The sequence below is a fragment of the Candidatus Mycobacterium methanotrophicum genome (assembly GCF_023515995.1).
Taxonomy (GTDB): Bacteria; Actinomycetota; Actinomycetes; order Mycobacteriales; family Mycobacteriaceae; genus Mycobacterium; species Mycobacterium methanotrophicum.
The window spans coordinates 3,260,341-3,277,643 of record NZ_CP097320.1 but is presented as its reverse complement, the minus strand read 5'-3'; the positions used below and the strand labels follow the sequence as shown (position 1 = coordinate 3,277,643).

Annotated in this window: 14 protein-coding genes, 2 pseudogenes and 2 riboswitches; all 16 genes and pseudogenes read left to right on the top strand. The window is 65.7% G+C overall.

The window, feature by feature from the left end; genetic code table 11:
• Positions 1 to 132 precede the first annotated feature (132 nt).
• The 16 genes and pseudogenes from eccD to M5I08_RS16850 all read left to right on the top strand — a co-directional run bounded on the left by eccD (position 133) and on the right by M5I08_RS16850 (position 17,287).
• Entirely contained in the window at positions 133 to 1,647 is a 1,515-nt protein-coding gene (gene eccD, locus M5I08_RS16925; RefSeq protein WP_219069793.1) for a type VII secretion integral membrane protein EccD, read from the top strand.
• Positions 1,625 to 3,457, top strand: a complete 1,833-nt coding sequence (gene mycP, locus M5I08_RS16920; RefSeq protein ID WP_219069795.1) for a type VII secretion-associated serine protease mycosin — start codon at positions 1,625 to 1,627, stop codon at positions 3,455 to 3,457. Before eccD ends, mycP begins: the two co-directional genes overlap by 23 nt.
• A complete protein-coding gene (gene eccE, locus M5I08_RS16915; RefSeq protein ID WP_219069797.1) occupies positions 3,454 to 4,635 on the top strand; it encodes a type VII secretion protein EccE in 1,182 nt (393 codons plus the stop codon). Before mycP ends, eccE begins: the two co-directional genes overlap by 4 nt.
• Entirely contained in the window at positions 4,632 to 6,464 is a 1,833-nt protein-coding gene (eccA, locus tag M5I08_RS16910) for a type VII secretion AAA-ATPase EccA (protein WP_219069799.1), read from the top strand. The genes eccE and eccA overlap by 4 nt, the downstream gene beginning before the upstream one ends.
• Before the next feature lie 164 nt (positions 6,465 to 6,628).
• A riboswitch (M-box (ykoK) riboswitch) is annotated at positions 6,629 to 6,799 on the top strand.
• Positions 6,800 to 7,024: 225 nt separating this feature from the next.
• Positions 7,025 to 7,234: a PE family protein gene (locus M5I08_RS16905; RefSeq protein ID WP_219069801.1), complete on the top strand. Its 210-nt coding sequence runs from the start codon at positions 7,025 to 7,027 to the stop codon at positions 7,232 to 7,234.
• Between the two features lie 11 nt (positions 7,235 to 7,245).
• On the top strand, positions 7,246 to 8,538 hold the full coding sequence (locus tag M5I08_RS16900; protein ID WP_219069803.1) for a PPE family protein: 1,293 nt from the start codon (positions 7,246 to 7,248) through the stop codon (positions 8,536 to 8,538).
• Positions 8,539 to 8,778: 240 nt separating this feature from the next.
• Positions 8,779 to 8,949, top strand: a riboswitch (M-box (ykoK) riboswitch).
• A gap of 282 nt (positions 8,950 to 9,231) precedes the next feature.
• Positions 9,232 to 9,531, top strand: coding sequence for a PE family protein (locus M5I08_RS16895; protein ID WP_219069805.1), 300 nt, complete (start codon positions 9,232 to 9,234; stop codon positions 9,529 to 9,531).
• 39 nt (positions 9,532 to 9,570) lie between these two features.
• Positions 9,571 to 10,773, top strand: coding sequence for a PPE family protein (locus tag M5I08_RS16890; protein WP_304502961.1), 1,203 nt, complete (start codon positions 9,571 to 9,573; stop codon positions 10,771 to 10,773).
• 20 nt (positions 10,774 to 10,793) lie between these two features.
• Positions 10,794 to 12,044, top strand: coding sequence for a PPE family protein (locus tag M5I08_RS16885; RefSeq protein ID WP_219069807.1), 1,251 nt, complete (start codon positions 10,794 to 10,796; stop codon positions 12,042 to 12,044).
• 53 nt (positions 12,045 to 12,097) lie between these two features.
• Positions 12,098 to 12,190 (top strand): annotated as a pseudogene (locus tag M5I08_RS16880) (WXG100 family type VII secretion target); the annotation flags it as partial.
• Positions 12,187 to 12,273 (top strand): annotated as a pseudogene (locus M5I08_RS16875) (type VII secretion protein EsxI); the annotation flags it as partial. The pseudogenes M5I08_RS16880 and M5I08_RS16875, both read left to right, overlap by 4 nt.
• 80 nt (positions 12,274 to 12,353) lie before the next feature.
• Entirely contained in the window at positions 12,354 to 13,706 is a 1,353-nt protein-coding gene (locus M5I08_RS16870) for a magnesium transporter MgtE N-terminal domain-containing protein (RefSeq protein ID WP_370328654.1), read from the top strand.
• Complete coding sequence (locus tag M5I08_RS16865) at positions 13,703 to 15,370, top strand: NRAMP family divalent metal transporter (RefSeq protein WP_219069811.1); 1,668 nt, start codon at positions 13,703 to 13,705, stop codon at positions 15,368 to 15,370. Before M5I08_RS16870 ends, M5I08_RS16865 begins: the two co-directional genes overlap by 4 nt.
• Before the next feature lie 32 nt (positions 15,371 to 15,402).
• Positions 15,403 to 15,615: a hypothetical protein gene (locus M5I08_RS16860; protein WP_219069813.1), complete on the top strand. Its 213-nt coding sequence runs from the start codon at positions 15,403 to 15,405 to the stop codon at positions 15,613 to 15,615.
• Between the two features lie 86 nt (positions 15,616 to 15,701).
• Positions 15,702 to 16,430 (top strand): MgtC/SapB family protein, encoded by a 729-nt coding sequence (locus tag M5I08_RS16855; protein ID WP_219069815.1) that lies wholly within the window; start codon positions 15,702 to 15,704, stop codon positions 16,428 to 16,430.
• Between the two features lie 134 nt (positions 16,431 to 16,564).
• Positions 16,565 to 17,287, top strand: coding sequence for a TetR/AcrR family transcriptional regulator (locus tag M5I08_RS16850; RefSeq protein WP_219069817.1), 723 nt, complete (start codon positions 16,565 to 16,567; stop codon positions 17,285 to 17,287).
• Positions 17,288 to 17,303: the final 16 nt, after the last annotated feature.

The window sequence follows — 17,303 nt, the reverse complement described above, 5'->3', positions numbered from 1 at the left end:
ACAGCATTCACCCATAGTGCGGATGCCGCGAAATACTCTAGAATCTGCTCAACAATTGGGACACGACGTCACAGTTACAAATAGCAAGACAAGACACATGGACCCGGAAACCATCGACAGAGGGGTTGCACAATGACCGCAGTAGCCGAGGCGCCACAGCCTGGTACAGAGGCAGTCTCATCGCCGCAGTCTGTAGTGCTTGGCATCATTGCTGGCGAGGGCGCGCAAATCGGCGTGCTGCTGGACGCCAATGCCCCGATCTCGGTGATGATCGACCCGTTACTCAAGGTCGTCAACGTCCGACTGCGGGAACTGGGCCTGCCGGCTCTGGAAGCCAAACAGCGCGGCAGGTGGGCACTGTGCCTCATCGACGGCACACCGCTGCGGGCCGCCCAGTCGCTGAGCGAGCAGGACATCTACGACGGCGACCGGGTGTGGCTGCGGTTCATCGAAGACACCGAACACCGTTCGCAAGTCATCGAGCACATTTCAACGGCCGTGGCGGTGAATCTGAGCAAGCGGTTCAGCTCGATCAACTCGACTGTGGCAATCGAGGTCGGTGCGTCGATGGTCGCGTCCGGGGTGCTGCTGGGATCGGCGCTGCTGGGCTGGTTCCGCTGGCGGCACGAGTCATGGGTTCCGGCGCCCTACGCCGCGGTCATCGCGGTGCTGGTGATCTCGGTGGCGCTGATGATCCTGGCGCGCTCCAAGACCGTGCAGCACCGCCGCGCCGGCGACGTCTTGCTGTGGAGCGGGCTGGCGCCACTTTCGGTCGCGGCGGCTGCCGCGCCCCCCGGTCCGGTCGGTGCGCCGCACGCGGTGATGGGATTCGCGGTCGCAGGTGTCGGCGCGATGATGGCCGTGCGCTTCACCGGCCGTCGGTTGGGTACTGGAACTGCGATCGTCACAGTGTGCCTGGCCGCGACGCTGGCGAGCCTGGCTCGAATGGCATTCGGCGCCGGTGCGGTGACGCTGTTGACGTGCATACTGCTGGCCTGTGTGTTCGGCTATCACGGTGCGCCGGCGCTGTCCCGCTGGCTGTCCGGTATCCGGCTGCCGGTGTTCCCGTCGGCCACCAGTCGCTGGGTGTTCGAGGCCCGGCCTGATCTGCCGACCACCGTGGTGCACCCCGCTGGCGGCGGCCGTCCGACCCTCGAAGGCCCGGCTTCCGTCCAAGATGTTGTGTTGCGGGCCGAGCGGGCCCGGGCGTTTTTGACCGGCCTGCTGGTTGGCCTGGGTGTGCTGACGATTGTGTCGCTGGCGGGCGTCTCCGATCCGCGCACGGCCGACCGGTGGCTGCCGCTACTGCTGGCCGCCGCCACTGCCGGCTTCCTGATGCTGCGTGGCCGCTCCTACGTCGACCGTTCCCAGGCGATCACCTTGGCCTTGACCTCGCTCGTGATCATCGCCGCGATCGTGGTGCGGTACTCGCTGGTGTTGTCCTCAACGGCGGCGATGTCGGCGGGAGTGGCGATCGTGGTGCTCTTGCCTGCAGCGGGGTTGACGGCTGCGGCGGTGGTTCCCAACACGATCTACAGCCCGCTGTTCCGCAAGCTCGTGGAATGGGTGGAATACCTCTGCCTGATGCCGATCTTCCCGCTGGCACTGTGGCTGATGAACGTCTATGCAGCGATTCGCTACCGGTAGTCATTCACTCGTGGCGATCGCAAGCGCGGCGAAGCCCGGCGCAGCGGGTCGGCGCGCCAAGGTAAGCCGGCTCCGGGCGGCTGCAGTGGCCGGCACGACGCTCATTGTCGCCTCGGTAACGCTTTCCGGAGCGCCGGCCTACGCGATCGATCCGCCGAGGATCGATCCGGCGGCCGTACCGCCTGACGGTCCGCCCGGGCCGCCGCAGCCGATGAAGCAGAGCGCGTACTGCACCGAGGTTGGCGTGCTGCCGGGCACCGACTTTCGGGTGCAGCCGAAATACATGGACATGCTCAACCTGCCTGAGGCGTGGCGCTTCGGCCGCGGCGGCGGTGAGAAGATCGCCATCATCGACACCGGGGTAACCCCGCATCCGAGGCTGCCGCACCTAGTTCCCGGCGGCGACTATGTGATGGCCGGTGACGGCCTGTCCGACTGCGACGCGCACGGCACGCTCGTCGCGTCGATGATTGGCGCCGCCCCGGCGAGCGCTGAAGGACCGGGAGAGCCGGGGCCGCGGCGGCCACCGCCGGTTCCGACCAAGGAGCCACCGCCGCCGGCGCCGCCTCCGCAGACGATCAGCGTGGCGCCACCGCCTCCGCAGACGATCACGCTCGTCCCAGCTCCGCCGCCGGGGGAGGAGCCGCAAGGACCACCGCCACCGTTCGGCGCACCGCAGGTGCCGCAGGTGCCGCAGGTGCCGCAGCAGGAACCCAAGGCACCGGGAGCCGCCAGCCGTGGTCACGGCAAGATAGTGCTGCCCGGCTACTCTCATGGCGAACAAGTCATTTCGGTGGACTACCCGCGGCCGACAGCGCCACCGCCACTGGACCCCCCGCCGGCGGGGCCGTCCGACGCATTCGTCGGGATTGCCCCCGACGCCGAGTTGATCTCGATCCGCCAGTCCAGCCAGGCGTTTAGCCTCAAGGACGCCTACACCGGCGACCAGGACCCGCAAACGCGGCAGAAGTCGGACGACATCCGAACCATGGCACGGGCGATCGTGCACGCGGCCGATATGGGCGCGCGGGTGATCAACATCTCCCTGGTGATGTGTATGAGCGCCCGCAGCCTGATCGACGAGCCCGATCTGGGCGCCGCGGTGCGTTACGCGGCGGTCGATAAGGATGCGGTGATCGTCGCCGCCGCGGGCGACACCAGTCAGCGTGACTGCAAGGAAAATCCGCTCGTAGATCCCTTGCACCCCAAGGATCCTCGCGACTGGAATGCTGTGACTACGGTAGTGACGCCATCGTGGTTCAGCGACTACGTGCTGACTGTCGGCGCGGTGGATTCCTCCGGCGCGCCGATGGATAAATTGAGTGTGGCTGGGCCGTGGGTGTCGATCGCGGCACCCGGTACCGACGTCGTCGGGCTCTCGCCGCGAGATAACAGCCTGGTCAACGCTATTGATGGTCCGGACAACTCATTGCTGGTGCCGTCGGGTACCAGCTTCTCCACGGCGATCGTGTCCGGTGTGGCGGCTCTGGTGCGGGCGAAATATCCGCATCTGTCGGCGCACCAGATCATCAACCGGTTGATCCACACCGCCAGGGCACCAGCTCGCGGAGTGGACAACCAGATCGGTTACGGCGTCGTCGACCCCGTCGCCGCGCTGACGTGGGATGTGCCCGAAGGGTCTGCGCTGCCACAATATTCGGCGTCACCACTGAACATGCCCCCAGCGCCTACTCCACGCAACATGGTGCCGGTGTGGGTCGCTGCCGGCGGGTTTGGTGGCGCGTTACTAATAGCCGGGATTGTGTTCGGTGCAGCGATGTTATTGCGAAAGACAGGGAGACAGGAATGAAGGCTCAACGGGAATACGGCCTGGACCTGTCGTGGCCGCGGGTGACCGCGGTGTTTCTCATTGACGTTGCGTTGCTGGTGATCGCCAGTCATTGCCCGGCTTCTTGGCAGGCTGGTCACGCGGCCTTTTGGGTCGGTGTTGGTCTAGCGGCGTTCGTGACTATCGTCGCCCTGGTCACCAATGGCGGCGTTCCCATCGCGTCGGCACCGCTTGCGCGAGTGCGGAATTGGTACGCCGATCCGGAGGCGCTGACCGTCGGCTGCACCCCTGCGATCGATCACCGCCGTCGCTTCAGCCGCGAGACGGTCGGCGTGCGGGAATACGACGGCCGACTGATCGCGGTGATCGGGGTAGAAGGTGCGGTGGACACAGCGTCTGGGCGTCATGGCCATCGCGACACGTTGCCGGCAACTATGCCGCTGGACGCGGTCATCGAGGCGCTGCGCCAGTTCGACGTCCGCCTTGACAGCGTCGACATCGTATCGGTGGGAACACGCCGGGCCAGCAAAGGCGTCAAATCGGCGGTCCAAGACGATTTCGGGTCTGCCGACGACCGAGATCCGCTCGATGAGCGCAACACCTGGCTGGTCTTGCGCATGGATCCGTTGCACAACGTCCAGGCGGTGGCCACCCGCGATTCGGTGGCCAGCACGCTGGCGGCGGCTACCGAGCGGCTGGCCCATGATCTCGACGGGCGAAGCTGCACGGCCCGGCCGCTGACCGCCGACGAGATCACCGACGTCGACCACGCCGTGTTGGCCGGGCTTCAGCCGGCTCACATCCGGCCGTACTGGCGCTACCTCAAGACGCCCGACGGCTTCGTCACCAGCTTCTGGGTCTCACCTTGCGACATCACCAGCGAGACACTGCAGGAACTATGGCTCCCCGACGCCGACGTCACTGTGGTGACGATCCGGCTCATCGCGGACGGTCGGGAAGCCGACGTGGCGGCGTGGGTGCGCTACCACAGCGACAAGCGGTTACACAAAGAGACGTTCAACGGACTGAATCGACTCACCGGCCGTCAGCTGGGGGCGGTAGCCGCGAGTATTCCCGCGCCGAGTTCGCGTCGGGCACTGCCGATGCCGAGTCGCATACTCGACGACGGCGAGGGCATCTTGGTTCCGGTCGGTGCTGTATACCATCAACAGATGAGTCAAGCAGAAGCTTTGCGGTGACTCGGCCGCAGGCCAGCACGGCAGATGCCCGTAACGCGATGGTTGCGGGCCTGCTGGCGTCGGGCATCTCGGTCAACGGGCTGCAGCCCAGCCACAACAGGCAAGTGGCGTTGCAGATGTTCACGACAGCCACCCGGCTCGATCCGGACATGTGCGACGCCTGGCTGGCGCGGCTACTCGCCGGTGACCAGACCATCGACGTGCTCACCGGCGCGTGGAAAGCCGTCAAGACATTCGGCTGGGAAATCCGACGACTTGGCTTGTCCGAGTTGGAGTTTCGCCCCGAGGTCTCCGACGGAATGTTCCTGCGGCTGGCAGTGACCAGTGCGGAGTCCCTGGCGGCTGCCTACGTGGCAGCCCTCACCGAAGCGAAACGGTATGCCGAAGCGGCGGCGCTGCTGGATTCCACCGAGCCGCGACAGCCCTTCGACGAAGAACTGCTCAAGTACGTGCGAGGCCTGCTGTATTTCCGCACCGGCCGCTGGCCCGACGTCCTGGCCCAGTTCCCGCCCGCGACCACCTGGCGCCACCCCGAGCTGAAGGCCGCCGGTGCGGCAATGGCGACCACCGCGCTGGCCTCGTTGGGAGTGTTCGAGGAAGCAACCCGTCGCGCACAGGAGGCCATCGAGGCCGACCGAGTGCCCGGCGCGGCGAATGTTGCGATGTACACCCAAGGGATGTGCTTGAGGCACCTGGGCCGCGAAGACGAAGCCGTGGAGGCTTTGCGCCGGGTGTACTCACGCGATGCCAAGTTCATCCCGGCGCGCGAAGCGTTGGACAACCCCAGCTATCGGCTGGTGCTGACCGACCCGGAAACCATTGAGGCCAGGACGGATCCGTGGGATCCGGACAGCGCGCCCACCCGCGAACAGGCCGAGGCCGCTCGTCACGCCGAGATGGCCAAGAAGTACTTGGACGAAGGCGATGCCGAGCTCAACGCGATGCTCGGCATGGAACAGGCCAAGCGAGAAATCAAGCTGATCAAGTCGACCACCAAGGTGAATCTGGCGCGTGCCAAGATGGGCCTGCCGGTGCCGGTGACCTCACGGCACACATTGTTATTGGGCCCCCCCGGCACGGGGAAGACGACAGTGGCCCGCGCATTTGCCAAGCAGCTGTGCGGCTTGACGGTGCTGCGCAAGCCGTTGGTGGTGGAGACCAGCCGCGCAAAGTTGTTGGGCCGCTACATGGCCGATGCGGAAAAGAACACCGAGGAGCTGCTCGAGGAGGCGCTGGGTGGGGCCGTCTTCTTCGACGAGATGCACAACCTGCACGAGAGCGGCTACTCCACCGGCGACGCCTACGGCAACGCGATCATCAACACCTTGCTGCTGTACATGGAGAACCATCGCGACGAGCTGGTGGTCTTCGGAGCCGGCTACGCCAAAGCGATGGACAAGATGCTCGAGGTGAACCAGGGTCTGCGGCGGCGGTTTTCCACGGTGATCGAGTTCTACAGCTATAACCCCAAGGAACTGATCGCGCTGACGCAGCTGATGGGCCGCGAAAACGAGGACGTGATCACCGATGAGGCAGTCGACGTGCTGCTGCCGGCCTACACCAGGTTCTACGAAGACGAGAACATCTCCCGCGACGGCGACCTGATCCGCGGTATCGACGTGCTGGGCAATGCGGGATTTGTCCGCAACGTGGTCGAAAAGGCCCGTGACCACCGCAGTTTCCGCCTCGACGACGAAGACCTCGACGCGGTGTTGTCCAGTGACATCGACGAGTTCAGCGAGGACCAACTGCGCCGGTTCAAGGAACTGACGCGCGACGACCTGGCCGAGGGTCTCAGCGCCGCCGTGGCAGAGAAGAAGGCTGACTAGCCCCCCGAAAAAGTCGGCGTGGCGACATGCGGCTGTAGTTAATTCTTGCCGCCGCGAACGGCGTGGTAAGCAATAGCGGCGTCGCAATTCAGATGCGGCGCGCCGAGTGTGACGCATTGACGGGCGGTGGCTCGGCTGCGACGATGACCTTGACAAACACGTAACATGCACCTCGCTAGGTGAGGCGTCTGCACGGATATAGGCCACTGACCTCGAACGTCGAAAGACGCCCAGGGTCAGGACAGCTCTTCCCGGGCTAAGGGTTGAGCCCAAGTGGCTTCCGGCTCAGCCGGATACGCCGTGCAGTGCCAAAGCTCCGGCGAGAGGGGTGCCACCCGACGGTTTCGTCGGGCGATCTGCCTCTCTTGTCCTCGCGCGAGTGCCCTGGCCGTAGGGAGGAGGGCCGCGACGACTTGCACCGATGGTTCTGATCAGAACCATCCACGATCGATGACCATCTCATTCTGATCCGGTCACGGCGGCGACTCTGGCGAACCGAGCCGGTTTGCGAGCCCCGTATCCGGGTCGGAGTTTTTAGAGGATTTTTAGAGGAGAAGTCCATGTCATTCGTGACAACGCAACCGGAAACGTTGTCCGCAGCTGCGGGCGACCTACAGGGGATCGGTGGGGATGTGGCAGCCGGCAACGCGGCCGCAGCCAGCCCGACGACGGCGGTGATTCGCGCGGCGGCCGACGACGTGTCGGCGCTGAGCACCAGCGCCGGGTCGTATGCAGTCACCGAAGCAGCCAGCGCGGTCGCTGCGGGATAAGGGGGGTCGCAATGGATTTCGGGGCATTACCACCAGAGATCAATTCCGCCCGCATGTACGCCGGTCCCGGTTCGGGGCCGATGCTGGCAGCCGCGTCAGCATGGGATGTGCTGGCCGCCGAGCTCGGTTCGGCAGCGTCCGCCTATTCGTCGGTGGTTTCCAGCCTGGCCGAGGGGTCCTGGCGGGGACCGGCGTCCGCGTCGATGGCGGCGGCGGCCACACCATACGTGGATTGGATGAGCACGACCGCCGCCGAGGCTGAGCAAGCGGGTTACCAGGCCAGGTCGGCCGCGGCGGCGTACGACGCCGCGCATGCGATGACGGTGCCGCCGGCAGTTGTCGCGGCCAACCGCACACAGTTGGCGGCGTTGGTGGCGACCAATGTGATCGGTCAAAACACTCCGTCGATCGCGGCCACCGAGGCGTTGTACGGGGAAATGTGGGCCCAGGACGCCGCGGCGATGTACGGCTACGCCGGAGCTTCGGCGGCCGCCTCGACGGTGACGCCGTTCGGTTCGCCGCCGGAGACCGCCAATGCGGCCGGGGCGGCCAGCCAGACCGGCGCGGTTGCCCAGGCCACCGGCACGTCGTCGAGCGCGGGTGTGCAGTCGACGCTGTCGCAAGTGGTCTCGACGATGCCCAACACCCTGCAGGGCATGGCATCACCAATGTCGGCTGCGAGCACCAATCCGTTTGCGTCAGGGTCGGATCAAGCCACCACGGGCATCGCCGGGTTGTTGAATATGCTCGACGGACAGACTGGATCGGCTCTCGGGAGCTACCTGAGCTCCGGGTTCTCGAACGGGATCCTCTCGGGTAACTGGTTCAACCCGGCCAGCCAGTTCCCGGCCGTGACAAGCTCGTTCGGTGATATCGGGTTCTTGGCGGTGGCCGGGCAGGGCTTTGGCGGCTTGAATCCGGGAATGATGACCGGGGCTACCGCGCCGTCGGCAATGAGCGCGGGACTGAGCCACGTCGGTTCGGGGCTGGGATCACTCGGATCACCGGGCCTGGGTGGATCGGCGGTATCGGCCGGGATGAGCCGCGCGACGTTGGTCGGGGCGATGTCGGTGCCGCAAAGTTGGGCCGCCGCCACTCCGGGAACCAGCGCCCCGCTGATGGCGTCGCCATCGGGCGGCTGGGCCATCTCGCCCGGCGCGGGCACCGAGATGGCCGGGATGCCCGGAGTGCCGGGTATGCCCGGAGTGCCGATGGGGGGTATGGGCGGACGCGGCTTCGGCTTCGCTGCGCCCCGCTATGGGTTCCGCCCCACCGTGGTAGCGCATCCACCGGCTGCCGGATAAGGGAAGGAAGCTCACGCGGTGATTTTTAAGCTGTCGGTCGGCGTGAAACGTCGGAGTTCACGCCGTACCCGACGTCGACGTCCACCGCGTCGAGAATCGGGTCCGCACGATATTAACATCCTGAATTACATGCAGCCACAACGGCTTTCGATTGCCGGTGACCGCCCTGGGACCGGTATCGACAATTGTTTTCGCGCGTTGAGTTGACTACCACCGCCGATGATGGAAGTATTGCCTGTGCAAGCACCTCGCTAGGTGAGGCGTCTGCTCGGATATAGGCCACTGACCTCGAACGTCGAAAGACGCCCAGGGTCAGGACAGCTCTTCCCGGGTTAAGGGTTGAGCCCAAGTGGCTTCCGGCTCAGCCGGATACGCCGTGCAGTGCCAAAGCTCTGACGAGAGGGGTGCCGCGGCCAGCTGATCTGGCGGGTCCGCCTCATCCCGTGTGCAACGTGCTGGCACCCCTGTGTGCCCTGGCCGCGAGGAGGTGAGGCGAAATGAGTTCCAGTGACAGTCCGTATCCGAAACCGATGACCATTTCGTTCGGATCCGGCCCCGGCCCCATCACCATAAGCTGAATCGGCTTGCGCCGCTTCGCTTAACACCCACGCTCGTTATCGCACGCGCGGTCCTGTCGTGTTCTGACGCGACTACCGCCGCGGCTTAGTCCTGCCTGCTCAAAGGAGAATTCCGATGTCCTTCGTGACCACACAGCCAGAAATGCTGACGGCAGCAGCCAACCAGCTGCAAGGTATCGGCACCGCTATCGCTGCCCAGAACGCGGCCGCAGCATCCCCGACCACCGGGATCGCCCCTGCCGCTGCGGATGAGGTGTCGGCGCTCACCGCGGCGCAGTTCGCCCGCCACGCCCAGATGTACCAGGCGGTGAGCGCGCAAGCCGTGGCGATACACGAGATGTTCGTGCGCGTCTTGAGCGCAAGTGCCGGTTCGTATGCGACCACTGAGGCGGCCAACGCGGTCGCAGCCCTATGAGAGACGTCGCAACCCGCCGAGAGACCAGGGAGGTGTGCCATGTTGGACTTCGCAGCTCTTGCGCCCGAAATCAATTCCGCCAGAATGTATTCGGGTGCCGGATCGGGCCCCATGCTGGCCGCCGGTGCTGCCTGGAGCCAGCTGGCAGATGAGATGCGCTCGGCGGCAGCCTCTTACAGCTCTGTCGTCTCGAGTCTCACCGACAGCAGCTGGCAGGGTCCGTCCTCGACGTCGATGGCGGCCGCGGCGGCACCCTACGCGGCGTGGATGAACACCACCGCCGCGCAAGCCGAGCAGACAGCCGCGCAGGCGCAGGCGGCGGTGAGCGCCTACGAGTCGGCGTTCTCGATGACCGTGCCACCGGCGGAGATCGCGGCCAACCGCGCTCAGCTCGCGTCGCTGGTGGCGACCAACATCTTCGGGCAAAACACTCCGGCGATCGCAGCCACCGAGGCTCTGTACGGCGAAATGTGGGCGCAGGATGCCGCGGCGATGTACGGCTACGCCGGTTCCTCGGCGACGGCGTCGCAGCTGACCCCGTTCACCGCCCCGCAGCAGAGCACCAACGCCGCCGGGCCGGCCGCCCAGGCCGCCGCGGTCGCGCAGGCCGGCGGTACCTCGGCGGGCAACGCCGGCAACACCGCCGCCAGCGGAGCCTCCAGCAGTGCTGGTGGTCTGCTCAGCGAGCTCGACACTTTGCTCAACGCCGGCAGCGGCTCGAATTTGTCGTCGGTGTTGAGTGGGTCGAACAATTCGGCGCTGGGAACGTTTTTAAGCGGCAACTTCTTCAGCACCATGGTGGTCAACGGGGCACTTGCCAGTGGGGGCTACAACCCGGAATTCCTGCTGATGACGTTGGGGCGTTTCGCCGATATCTCAAGCGCGCAAGGTGCCGCGGGCGCGGCGGGGTCGGGGCTGTTGAACCTGTTCGACCCGGGTGCGCTGGGGTCGGCGGGCATGCCCGCCCTGGGCGGGGCCGGATCGGGCATGTCGGCCGCGGCCGGCGAGGCGGGCCACATCGGCGGGTTGTCGGTGCCGCCGAGCTGGTCGGCGGTCGCCCCCACCAGCCCGATCGCCTCGACGCTGGGCCGCACCCCGCTCGCACCCCCGGAGGCCGCCGCCGGCGGGCCCGGCGGTCTCGCCTCGCCGATGTCGAACATGAGCGGGCGGCTGCGCCGTCCGATTCCGAAATACGGCATGCGCCTCCCGCCCGTGATGGCCCGGCCACCCGCCGCTGGATAACAGACCAAGGAGAAATTGTCATGATCGACTACGCGGTGCTACCACCGGAAATCAATTCGGCCAGAATGTATTCGGGCGCCGGCTCATCGCCGATGCTGGCCGCCAGCGCAGCGTGGCGCCAGCTGGCAACTGAAATGCGTTCGGCCGCCGCCTCTTACAGCTCGGTAATCACGAATCTGACCAGTGGCAGCTGGCAGGGCCCGGCATCCGCGTCGATGGCGGACGCCGCCGCACCGTATGCGGCATGGATGAGCACTACTGCCGCGCAAGCTGAGCAGACGGCCACCCAGGCGCAAGCCGCGGCGAGTGCCTATGAGTCGGCGTTCTCCATGACCGTGCCGCCAGCGGAGATCGCGGCAAACCGCGCTCAACTGGCATCGCTGACGACGGACAACGTTTTGGGACAGAACGCTCCGGCGATTGCGGCCACCGAGGCGCAATACGGAGAAATGTGGGCTCAGGACACCGCAGCGATGTACGGCTACGCCGGGTCTTCGGCGGCGGCCACGCAGCTGACCCCGTTCAGCCAACCGGCCCAGACCACAAGTGCAACCGGCCTGGCCGCGCAAGCCGCCGCGACAGCGCAAGCCTCCAGCACCTCGGCGGGCGCCGCCGGCGCCACCGCGTCCAGCGCGTCGTCGAGCGACGGGTTGTCGTCGTTGCTGGGAGGAATCCTCGCGCCGAACTCGGACACCTCCACCACGGGGCTGGCCGGCCTGCTCAACTCCCTAGACGGCAACAACGGGGGACTGCTGGGAAGTTTTCTCAACGACGCCACCGTCTCCAACTTCTCCAACGCGTTCACCACCAGCGGGCTGATGAACCCGACGGCGATGATCGACTCGGTGACCGGCTTCGGCGCCCTGTTCCCGTTTATGGCGGGCGGGGGGTTGTCGGCGGATGTATCGGGCCTGGCCGCCGGACTCGGCTCGGGGACTGCGGGACTCGGGTCAGCGGGCCTGCGCGGCCTGGGGGGCCTCGGCGCGGCAGTGTCTGCGGGCGTCGGACAGGCCACACCGCTGGGCGCCTTGTCGGTGCCCAGCGGCTGGGCCGCGGCCGCACCGGGGCTCAGCAGGATTGCTACCGAGTTGCCCGGCGCCAGCGCCCTCACTCCCGCCCTAGGCGTCACCCCACTGGCGCCGCCTGCTGGGCCGGTGGGCATGCCCGGGATGCCGTTCGGAGGGTTCGGGGCCATGGCCGACCACGGGTTCGACGAACCGATGTACGGTTTCCGCCCCACCGTGATGGCGCGTTCGCCAGCTGCGGGTTAGCAATGCGAAATACATAGCACTACACCGTAATTGCAAAGTGAGGAGAAAAGGATATGCCTACGCGTTTTATGACCGACCCGCATGAGATGCGGGCGATGGCGGGCCGTTTCGACGTGCACGCCCAAACGGTGGAGGACGAGGCCAAGCCAACGCTCACGGCCAAAAGGTGCAAACCGCCGGCAACAACATGAACTCCACCGACAGCGCCGTCGGCTCCAGCTGGGCCTAACCAAATGCTCGGCGCGGCAACCAAATAGCCCGTGCCGATCCCGTGACAAATCGACGACGCAGATTCTGCGCCGAGGAGGAATAGCCATGAGCCAGCCAGCCGCCGGGCCACAAGGCGTCGGTACCATGACGTCGTTGATTCACCTGTCTCAGCTGTTGGGCGCCCCCGTGGTGACGCCGTCCGGCGAAGCAGTGGGCCGGGTTGACGACATCATCGTGCGACTGCGCAGTGCGCAAACCTACCCACTGGTCACTGGCATCGTGGCGGTGGTCGGCGGCCGGCGGGTATTCATCGGCAGCGGATCCATTCGGCGATTCGATCCAAGCCGGATAGCACTGGCGCACAACGAGATTGACCTGCGGCGGTTCGAGCGCCGAGACGGCGAGGTGCTGTTGCGGTCTGATGTACTCGGGTATCGGCTGATCGACGTGACCACGGGGGAGTTGGTGCGCGCCTATGACGTCGAACTCGAAGACCGCGGAAAGGGCTGGGTGCTGGCGCGGCTGGATACCCGCCGACCGCCCCGGCTGTTCGGATTGCTGAAAACACCCGGCGGCCAGGCTTCCCGCGATTGGAAGGCGTTTGAACCGTTGATCGGACACGGCCAGTCGATTGCCGTGCGTCGCGTTTCCGGGCGAGTTGCGGCACTCAAACCCGCGCAAATCGCCGATCTGCTCGAAGACGCCAGCGACACCGAGGGCGACGAAATCCTGGACCGCGTCCGCGGGTATCCGGAACTGGAAGCAGATGTTTTCGAGGAGCTCGAACCGGGCAAGGCCAGTCGGCTGCTCGACGACATGCCCGACGGCGAGGTGGCGGCCTTGTTGAGCCGGATGCGCGCCGACGATGCCGCTGACGCGATCATGGATCTCCGCCAGTCCCGCCGGCGTCGGGTTCTTGAGTTGATGCCTGCGCCGCACCGCACCAAGGTGATAACTCTTTTGGGCTTCAACCCCGACAGCGCGGGCGGACTGATGAACGTCGACATCGTCTGCTGCGGAACATGGGCGAGCGCCGGCGAAGCGCTCGCGCTCATCGGCACTGCCCAGGCCACCGAGCCGGCGGCGCTCCTGCAGATACCCGTGCTCAACGAGCAGGGTCAACTCGCGGGAGTCGTTTCAGTGATCGCGTTACTGCAAGCCGATCGCGCGGATGTGGTTGCAACGCTTATGGATTCGGACCCTACTCGGGTAGCCCCGGACGCTGATCTTGCCGATATCGCTGTGCTGATGGCCGATTACAACCTGCACACCATCCCGGTTGTCGATAACCAGCACCGGGTGCTGGGTGTTGCCACGTTCGACGACGTGCTCAAGGCGACCATTCCAGACGACTGGCGTCGACGTGAGCCCGGGCCGCGGCCGATACGAGAACCGGATGGCCTGAACGACGATCGCAAATCCATCGACGGCGACGGAGGTGACTGGGCATGACCATTTTGGACCCCGAGGTCACCGAGACGATGCCCTCGGCGCCGCCGAGCACGGCGGTACTGGACAGTGCGCACGTCGGAGACATTGAAGGCGCCCTCGGCCGGATCAGCATCAGCGACATCGACCGTCCCCGCACCCTCAAAGTCCGCCTGGCCACCCTGCTGGCGATCATCGGCCCCGGGTTGATCGTGATGGTCGGCGACAACGACGCCGGGGGCGTCGCGACCTACACCCAGGCCGGGCAGAACTACGGCTACAGCCTGCTGTGGGTGCTGCTGTTGTTGATCCCGGTGCTGATCGTCAATCAGGAGATGGTGGTCCGCCTCGGTGCGGTCACCGGAGTCGGACACGCGCGGCTGATCAACGAACGGTTCGGCCGCGGCTGGGGCTGGTTCTCCGTCGGTGACCTGTTCCTGTTGAACTTCCTTACGCTGGTCACCGAATTCATCGGCGTCACGCTGGCGGCCGACTACATTGGCATTCCCAGATATGTGGTCGTTCCGTTCGCCGCGATTGCGCTGATCGCCATCATGGCCACTGGCAGCTTCAAGCGCTGGGAACGGGCAATGCTGGTGTTCATTGCGATCACGCTGCTGCAGATTCCGATGTTGTTGATGTCGCATCCGCACTGGGGACACGCAGCGAAATCCTTCGTTATGCCCGGCGTGCACGGGGGAGTCACTTCGGATGCAGTGTTGTTGATCATCGCCATGGTCGGCACCACGGTCGCTCCGTGGCAGCTGTTCTTCCAGCAATCCAACGTCGTCGACAAGCGCATCACGCCGCGCTTCATCGGCTACGAACGGGTCGACACCACGCTGGGCGCCTTTGTCGTGGTGATCGGCGCGGCTGCCTTGGTGATGACCGGTGATTGGGCTGCTCGCGCCACCCACAGCAGAGGGAATTTCGTCGACGCCGGCGTGCTCGCGCACCTGCTCGGCGCGCACAGTCACACCCTTGGCACGGTGTTTGCCATCGTGTTGCTCGACGCCTCGATCATCGGTGCGGCTGCGGTCACACTGGCTAGCAGCTACGCCTTCGGAGACGTATTCGGACTCAAGCACTCGCTGCACCGCGGCTTCGCCGACGCCAAGCCGTTCTACCTGTCCTACACCGGGATGGTGGTGGTCGCCGCGGCAATCGTGCTGATTCCGGGTGCGCCGTTGGGGCTGATCACCACCGGTGTGCAGGCGCTGGCTGGATTGCTGCTACCCAGCGCCACCGTGTTTCTGCTGCTGCTGTGCAACGACCGAAAGGTGCTGGGCCCGTGGGTGAACCGCTTATGGCTGAACGTCGTCGCGTGCATCATTGTCGGGGTGCTGCTGCTGTTGTCCGGGATATTGATGGCGACAACGGTGTTGCCCAACCTCAATGTCGTCTCGCTGGTCACCGCCCTCATGCTGGGCTTCACCGCATGCGCCGCGGTCGCCTTCGCCGTGACGCGGCGGTCCGGTCGCCGGCGGTCGAGTCAACCGGTGGCCGAGGAAATTTCCAGGGCGGCGGCCTGGCTCGACCGGAACACCTGGCGGATGCCGCCGCTTGCCTTACTCGAACCCGTCACCTGGTCGCCGGGAACTCGTCTGGGCATGCTGGCTTTACGCGGCTACCTCGTCATCGGAGCGATCCTGTTGCTAGTCAAGGCGATTCAACTCGGTAGTGCCTAACTACATGTTGCAATGCGAAGGGAGTAACCATCATGTTCATCATCAGGCTCCATAACGGGCGAGAAGTCCTGGAAACCGAGGGAGACCATCTGTCGATCAACCACGACACCGGTGTGATCACGGTTTCACGGGTCGACGGGTTCGAGGAAGTCACGACGTATTATTCGCCGTCGGCCTGGGAGATGGTGACGCACCGAGTAAAGGACGTCGCCGTCGGGCCGTCGAGGCTGTCGGTAGCTCGCTGAGGACGGTGTCCTCGCCACAGCGCCAATCCGGCCGAGGTCGGCGACAATGATACTTAGCTCTGCACCGACGGAAGGAGAGCCGCGTCATGCAGACGCTGAGTGTCGCCGAGTTCGCACTGCGGTTGGGTGTGGGGCTGGGCTGCGGCGCGCTCATCGGCATCGAGCGGCAGTGGCAGGCCCGTAGGGCCGGGCTCCGCACCAACGCGCTGGTGGCCGCGGGTGCGACGTTGTTCGTGCTCTATGCGGTTATCACCAACGACAGCAGCCCGACCAGGGTGGCGTCCTATGTGGTGTCCGGGGTCGGTTTCCTCGGTGGTGGGGTGATCCTGCGCGAAGGCTTTAATGTGCGCGGGCTCAACACCGCCGCAACCCTATGGTGCTCGGCCGCGGTCGGCGTGCTCGCGGCGGGCGGGCATTTGCTGTTCGCCCTGATCGCCACCGGCACCATCATCGGGGTTCACGTACTGGGCCGTCCATTGGGCCACCTGATCGACCACGACAACGTGGTGGAAGAGGACGAGGATGATCAGCCTTACCAGCTGCAGGTGATCTGCCGGCCCAAGTCGGAAAAGTATGCGCGCGCCCAGATTGTCCAGCGCACCGGCAGCGGCGACTTCGTGCTGCGCGGCATTCACACCGGACGTGCCGGCGACGACAGCGTTGCCTTGACCGCCTACCTGCTCAGCGACGGCCATGCGCCGTCCCGGCTGGAAAAGTTGGTGGCAGAGCTTTCACTGCAGGCGGGCGTCCAGGCCGTGCACTGGTATGCCGGCGAACAGGACGAACTGATGCCCCGCGCGCCCCGCGCAGACTAGCGCGGTGAATCCGTCATGACATGTCCTTCCAGGGAGGCTCGGCTAAAGAGAGCGGTGCTCTCGGTGAGTGTCACGGTGTCATATCGGCGGCGCAACTTCAAGAGCACTGATCTCTTTTGTGTCAAAATGGGTCGATGGCCAAGCGGCGCGACTCTCGCGAGCGCATCGAGGCGCAGATCCTCGAGCTCGGCCGGCGCCATCTGGTTGAACACGGCGCGGCCGGATTGTCGCTGCGCGCCATCGCCCGGGACCTGGGCATGGTGTCGTCCGCGGTGTACCGCTATGTGTCCAGCCGCGACGAGTTGCTGACGTTGTTGCTCGTCGACGCCTATATCGACCTTGCCGACGCGGTGGATCGCGCGCGCGACGCGGCGCCCGACGTGTGGAGCGACGACGTTATCGCGATCGCCCACGCCGCCCGCCGTTGGGCCATCGCCCACCCAGCCAGGTGGGCGCTGCTGTACGGCAGCCCGGTGCCCGGCTACCACGCGCCGGCCGAGCGAATGATCGCTGCCGGAACGCGGGTGGTTAGCGCCTTGTTCGACGCCGTCGCCGCCGGCATCGCGACCGGCGACATCATGCTGACCAATCGGCCTGCGCAACAACCGGTTTCGTCGGACTTCGAACGCCTCCGCCAGGAATTCGCTTTCCCGGGCGACGATCCCGTCATCGCGAAGTGTTTCGCGGTTTGGGCCGGCGTGGTGGGAGCGATCAGCCTGGAGGTGTTCGGGCAATACGGCTCCGACACGCTGACCGATCCCGAGGCGGTGTTCGACACCCAGGTGCGGTTGCTGGTCGGTGTGCTGACTCAACCCGACGTCACCGCGACGCCGCACCGGGCAACGTCGCAGAATTAGAACACGTTCAACGGCG